Raw genomic sequence first — 6465 nt, 5'->3', positions numbered from 1 at the left:
AGATAAAAACATCAGCTAAACAGAAAACCTAAAAACTCTTATCTGACGGGTTAATCCTGGCTCCAAAATATTGATTGCGGCTGTGCCGCTGCTGTGATACTCTGAGTTCTCTGTGTCCAAACGTTTTTAATATTTTTACTTTTAAAAAAATACTGTTTTAAAAAAGGAGGAAATTTTGCAATCCCGAACCTCTTTATGGCAACCAATTATTTTGTCAATGAGTCTTTATCTTTTTTCGACTAGTTGTTCTTTTTCTCAGGAATCGAAACCGCTGCGGAACGACGTCAAATGGGTCAAGTATTCAGTCGAATATGCCGCGGCTTGTTTACAAACTTATCGGATGGCCTGGCCAATTGTCAAGGAAGCGGCTGCAAAACAGGCCCAAAATTGGGTGGTTGTTTTCGATGTCGACGAGACGGTTTTGGACAACGCACAATATGCAGTCGAACGGACCGCAATTGGTGCCGGCTACACCCGCCAGTCCTGGGTGGAATGGGTCAAAAGAGAGGCAGCACCGCTCATTCCAGGTGCCAAGGCTTTTATTGACAGCGTTCGTTCCCTCGGGCCGAAAGCACATATCGCTTTTATCACCAACCGTGATTTTGACCCGGAAGAAATTCCAACCATAAGTAACCTCCGGGAAGTGGGTTTGTTTCAAGATGGCGATACCATGCTGACTGAAAGGAGTAAGAAAGACACGAAAAAGATTCGCCGAGAATGTTTAGAAACTGGCACGGGTAGATGTGAAAAGAACGGACCGCTGGTGATCCTGGCATTGTTCGGTGATAACGTTCGCGATTTTGTACCGATCTGGGGAAGTGACAAAGCAGTCGAGTACCGTGAAAACATTGCCGAAGACTCAAACTGGGGGGCCAGGTATTTTGTCCTGCCGAATCCGACTTACGGATCCTGGGTGAATGACTATAAATAGTTACTGATTGATCAAGAACATAATTTTTAATGTCTTTGCGAGCGTTTCTCAGCGAAGCAATCTCCCGATTAGTAAACTTGAGATTGCTTCGCCAAAAGCCTGTCCCGAGTTTGATAGTGCCGGAGACTAGCGCAACGGTCTCCGACACTTGTTGGGTTGCGGAAACCGCTATGCTAATTTCCGCAACCATCTACCTTGAGGTGTTTTGGAAGAAAATAAGTTTGTTCGAAGGCTAAAATTAAAGTTAGGCACGTACAAACAATACTTGCCATTTCGCCGAGATAGTAACCAGTTACAAGGAGGGAATTCTTATGTCCGAGGAAATAAAACTCAAACGCAGTCGTACGATTTTTATGGTACTTATGATTGTGTTCGCTGCGATCTCGTTCGCAGTGAAAGGTAGCAGCGAAGAAGGCATCCAGTTTTTTATGTGGAGAGATCAGCCCGTGATAGCCGCCATTTGCATTTTGCTCGCATTAGTCATGGGAATCAGTTGGTGGCGAGCTGGAAAACAGCTTCTCACAGTGAAGATAAAAGGAGAAGCGGTCTAAGACAATACGATGCTTGTGCTCGAAAAGAAAAGCGATTAATTCGTGTACATTCGCGGTTTATCTTTATTTTTTAAAACATGTCAAAATACACCAATATTCCTTTTGTCAAATACTCTGCCACCGGCAATGATTTTATTTTGATCGACAATCGAAGCCTTGGGCTGACTTCCGAAGATGCTGATTTCTTCAAGCGCATCTGTCAGCGCCGAACTTCAGCAGGTGCAGACGGTGTATTACTGATTGAGGAGAGTTCTAAGCACGATTTCCGATTGCGGTATTTTAATGCCGACGGCAGCGAAACCGAGTGCGGAAACGGCGCCAGAAGCGCGGCCCATTTTGTTTTTTCACACGGACTGGCTGGTTCTAAAATGTCTTTTGTTTTTGGCGAGGCAGTTTACGAAGCCGAGGTTGACGGTAGTTGGGTGAAACTCAAAATGCCATCCCCACGGGATTTGCAGGAAACTCTGGGTATTGTTAAAGAGAACGGCTTTGACGAAGGCGGTTTTATTCACATCGGGGTGCCGCATTTCGTTCTGTTTGGGAAAATGGTTGCGGAGCTTGATTTGCAAAAATGGGGGCCTGAATATCGTCAGCATGCAGCTTTCCAGCCCGCAGGGGCAAATATCAATTTCGTCGAAGTTCTCGGCGAGAATAAGTTGAAAGTACGAACCTACGAAAGAGGGGTTGAAAACGAGACCCTATCGTGCGGCACCGGGTGCGTGGCCTCGGCTTATCTGGCCCACTTAAAACAGAAAACCCGATACCCAACTGAAATAATGACGAAGGGCGGGAACCTCAAAGTTTCCAAAAATCCTCATGATGAACACTTGTATTTGGAGGGTGAAGTCAAAGCGGTTTATGAAGCTAAATTTTACCAATAAAGTCTTGCATTTTTGTGCAAAAAATAGTCCAATGACCCCGACGCTTCGCGGAATGACAAATAACGTCATTAGGTCATTTGCCCCGAAGCGTCGGGGCGTCATTATTGAGTGCAGCGAAAATAATCCTCTTTAAATGACAGCCCAGCGTAATGACTATTTTAGATCGGGGAGAAGTTTATGAACACCAGCAAGAACTGCCGTGATTAAAGCCTGAGACTTGAAAATGCCCCAAACTTCAAATTTGGACGAAAAAGTTTTACGCCGCCGCAAAGCCATGGTGACCGGGATGGTCGCGCTGACTATTATGGTTTTGCTCGGGTTCATTTTCGGTAGCTGGAAATTTCTCCAAAACATGGAAAATTATCTGGAACAAGAGTTGGGTCGACGCCTTCTTGCAACAGCCACTTTAACCTCCCAGATTATTGAAACCGCGGATTTCCCTTCAGACATCGAATTAGGTAGACTAAGCCTTGTTTCTTCACGTCTTCAGCAGATATTAACCGACATTCAGCGGCAAAATCAGTTGCAGGGTGTCTATCTCGTTGACCTGGATTTTCGATTATTTGCAAGCAGCCCTGAGCTATTTCCATTTGGTGAGCGGCTGTCATTTGTCGAAGAAGATAGTTTATCGGTAAGCCAGGCGTCGGCCGGAATCCCTGAAGCGGCCCCGATGCAGCTTGTTGCCGGCAATCGATTCAAAAACGCATATTCACCTGTTCTCAGCCCCTTCGGGGACGTCGTCGCGATCGTTGTCGTGCAGGCCAGCGCTGACTTTTTTGATCTTTTACGTGTCTTTCAAAACGGCCTGGTTTTCGGCGGGATCATTAGTATATCGATAGCTGTTTTGTTTTCTCTGGTTTTATTTTGGGCCATCCGGCTTCTGACTAAGACCCACGAGTCCCTCAGAAATTCCGAACGTCTGGCAGCCATGGGACAAATGGCCGCGACCGTCGCTCATGAAATTCGCAACCCTTTAGGAATTATCAAGGGCACCGCCGATGTCCTCCAGTCAAAGTATGGTTCTAAAGACGAGCCGGATGAACTCTTTGAATTTATTCCCAGCGAGGTTCGACGGCTGAATCGCCTTGTGAGTGATTTCTTGGCTTTTGCCCGCGACCGCGAGCTCGAGCGCAATGCTAACGACTTAAAAAGCTCAGTTGAGAAATCCTTGATTTCTCTTCAGGATGAAATCCATAAAGCAAACGTGGCGTTGGAAAAAGACTACGATGACCTGCCTGACGTGAATCACGATGAAGACGCGGTGAATCAGTTGATTTTGAATTTTACCTTGAATGCGATTCAGGCTATGAACGGCGGTGGAAAAATCATGGTCCGTTTGAAAAATGAGCCCCGTAGAAAAGGCGGTCGATATGTAAAGGTGGAAATTGAGGATACCGGCTGCGGTTTTGATATTAAAAGTGAGAAAATTTTCGAACCGTTTTACACGACCAAGACTTCAGGCAGCGGTTTGGGTCTGGCGATTTGCAAGCGTTTGGTTGAAAAACACAACGGTTGGATCGAAGTTGAAAGTGAAAAAGATAAAGGGACGATCGTGCGGTTTTATTTGCCGGCGGAATCCGAAAAAAGTCATTGAAGTCATTTTGCCTTTGCCGTCATTAAAAATTACAAAGTGACTATGAATGACCGGTGACGATAAACCAAGTCTATTTTCCGAAAAGCGAAGTTTAACAAGGGAATTCAATATGCTCAAACGCAACATCCTGATCATCGACGATGAACCAAAAATGTGCAAAGTCCTGCGCTTTGCTTTGGAACCGGACGGCTACGAAGTGACGACTGCCGAAAGCGCTGAAGACGGTTTGGAGAAATTTAGCCAGAACGAGTTTGACCTGGTGGTAACCGATCTGAAAATGCCCGGGAAAGACGGTTTGCATGTCTTAGGAAAAGTAAAAAAGCAGAAACCGAATACTGAAGTGATTTTGATGACCGCTTACGCAACGGCGCAAAATGCGGTTGAAGCCATGAAAAAAGGCGCGTATGACTACATCATCAAGCCATTCGAGATGGATGAGCTGAAAATGAAAGTCAAGCACATCATGGAGAAACGCAAGCTGGCCGAAGAGAATATTCAGTTAAAACGCGAGCTGAAAGATAAATTCTCACTTTCAAACATGGTGGGACAGAGCGGCGTCATGCAGGAAGTCTACAAAATGGTCGAAAAAGTGGCGCCCACCGACGCTACCGTTCTAATTCGTGGTGAAAGCGGCACCGGCAAGGAATTGGTGGCTCAGGCGATTCATCATTTGAGTCCGCGCAATGCCGAGCCATTTGTCGCGGTGAATTGCGGCGCGCTTCCGGAAAGCCTGCTCGAAAGCGAGTTGTTTGGCCATGAAAAAGGAGCTTTTACCGGCGCAGATAAAATGAAAGTCGGCCGCTTTGAATTGGCGGCAAACGGCACTATTTTTCTCGACGAAATAGGGGACATTTCACCGTCCACCCAGGTGAAACTTTTGCGCGTGCTGCAGAGCCACCAGATCGAGAGAGTGGGTGGAACCAAGACCCTTGAAATAAAGGCCAGGACGATTGCTGCTACCAATCGTGATTTAGAAGAGGCGCTCAAAGATAATTCATTTCGCGAAGATCTTTATTACCGCATCAACGTCTTCCCGATCACACTTCCGACTCTACGGGAACGCAAAGAGGATATTCCAGACTTGGTTGCTCATTTTCTCAACAAGCTTGGTAAAAAAGAGGATGCGATTGAAGGCAATGCCCTGGAGCTTTTGACAAAGTACCGTTGGCAGGGAAATGTTCGTGAACTGGAAAACGTGATTGAGCGCTCGCTCATTATGTCAAATACGGATAAAATCACAGACCAGGATTTACCCCCGCATGTTAAAAATGTTCCATCCCTCGGCGCCTCCGGTCCATTTGAAATCCCCGATGATGGACTTTCCCTGGAAGAAGTCGAGAAAAAATTGATTAAAAATGCTTTAAATAAAGCAGGCGGAAACAAAAGCAAAGCCGCAAAATTTCTTGGTATTACGCGCAGAAAACTTTACTCGATGATGGAGCGTCTTGGTGGCATTCAAGGCCTAAATTGAGCGATTGGCTTTGGCAATTAGTTTTAGCAAATAAAATCAATCCCGAAGAAGTCGGGACACAACGTAAATTCTCAAAAATTAAAAACCAAAGCCTAAATGCCAATGGCCAAACGCGTGTTTTAGGTAAGATTTAAGTTCAGATCATGTGTACTTTGAGGTACATCCTCTATGTACCTGAAAGAGCATTTTCAACCGAAAGGTACTCTCTCATCCCTCTAGTGAATAAAGCGGGTCTTATTCTAAACCCTTTATTTTCAACATAGTTTATTACAAATATTTTTTTTAATCAATATTGGCATATCGTTTGCCGAAAGTAAGGTATCTAAAAGTATCTTTGTTAGGAATGGGGTTATGTTTAAAATATCATTAAAAATCTTAGTTCTGGTTCTCGCGTTTAGTGTGAGTTTCTCTTCGATTGGTTTAGCACAGTCTCCAAACGATGCAGCTCAAACAATCGAGAGATTGAACCGCACGATAGAACAAGTTAAAGACCTGGTCGAATCTTTTAGAAACGACCTTGCCCGGCAGCTTGTTATTCAAGCAGTACGATTGCGTGATGAGGCCGTCACAGCACTTCACAACGGTGAATTAATTAAAGCTCGCGCCAAAGTGAATCTGGCCTTTTCCCTGCTAAAAAAAGCAACGGAATTGGCGCTTGCGGTCCCGGTTCGGCGACTGCAGAGTCAATTAGAAGAGTTGCTGCAAAGGGCAGATCATTTTGTCATCGGAAGCTGTAACCAGCAAGCCGAGCGCCTGCTTCAAGAGGCCAAATCATACCGGGACAAAGCACTAAACGGAGTCAGTGCCGGCCAAATTCAGGAAGCGGCTGAACATTATCGTGTGGCAATGCAATTGGCTTATCAGGCAATGGATATCGTTAACAGAACAACCGATGTCAATCGTGATCGAATTCAAAATGAGCGAGTCAAATTCGAAAACTTGAGTGAACGCGCTCGTGAATTGGTCGAGAAGTGCAATAATGATCATGCGCGGCAGGCTCGACAAGTCTTTCAAAACGCAATAACTTTTGCCAAGGA

Annotated in this window: 6 protein-coding genes; all 6 read left to right on the top strand. The window is 45.4% G+C overall.

Translation table 11 applies throughout. The features are described 5' to 3' along the window. Positions 1-217 precede the first annotated feature (217 nt). A complete protein-coding gene (locus IH879_17415; protein MCH7676702.1) occupies positions 218-931 on the top strand; it encodes a hypothetical protein in 714 nt (237 codons plus the stop codon). A gap of 311 nt (positions 932-1242) precedes the next feature. Continuing rightward, on the top strand, positions 1243-1482 hold the full coding sequence (locus IH879_17410; protein ID MCH7676701.1) for a hypothetical protein: 240 nt from the start codon (positions 1243-1245) through the stop codon (positions 1480-1482). Positions 1483-1559: 77 nt separating this feature from the next. Further along, complete coding sequence (locus IH879_17405; GenBank protein ID MCH7676700.1) at positions 1560-2363, top strand: diaminopimelate epimerase; 804 nt, start codon at positions 1560-1562, stop codon at positions 2361-2363. Between the two features lie 223 nt (positions 2364-2586). After that, positions 2587-3957, top strand: a complete 1371-nt coding sequence (locus tag IH879_17400; protein ID MCH7676699.1) for a hypothetical protein — start codon at positions 2587-2589, stop codon at positions 3955-3957. A 109-nt stretch (positions 3958-4066) separates the two neighbouring features. After that, positions 4067-5428 carry a sigma-54-dependent Fis family transcriptional regulator gene (locus tag IH879_17395; protein MCH7676698.1) on the top strand — a complete coding sequence of 454 codons (1362 nt, stop codon included), beginning with the start codon at positions 4067-4069 and terminating at the stop codon, positions 5426-5428. 351 nt (positions 5429-5779) lie between these two features. Continuing rightward, positions 5780-6465: hypothetical protein (locus tag IH879_17390; protein MCH7676697.1), on the top strand; the 686-nt coding region annotated here is incomplete at its 3' end.

Source organism: candidate division KSB1 bacterium (assembly GCA_022562085.1).
Lineage (GTDB): Bacteria > Zhuqueibacterota > Zhuqueibacteria > Oceanimicrobiales > Oceanimicrobiaceae > Oceanimicrobium.
The sequence above is the reverse complement of the archived record's forward strand: the minus strand, read 5'-3'. Positions and strand labels throughout refer to the sequence as shown.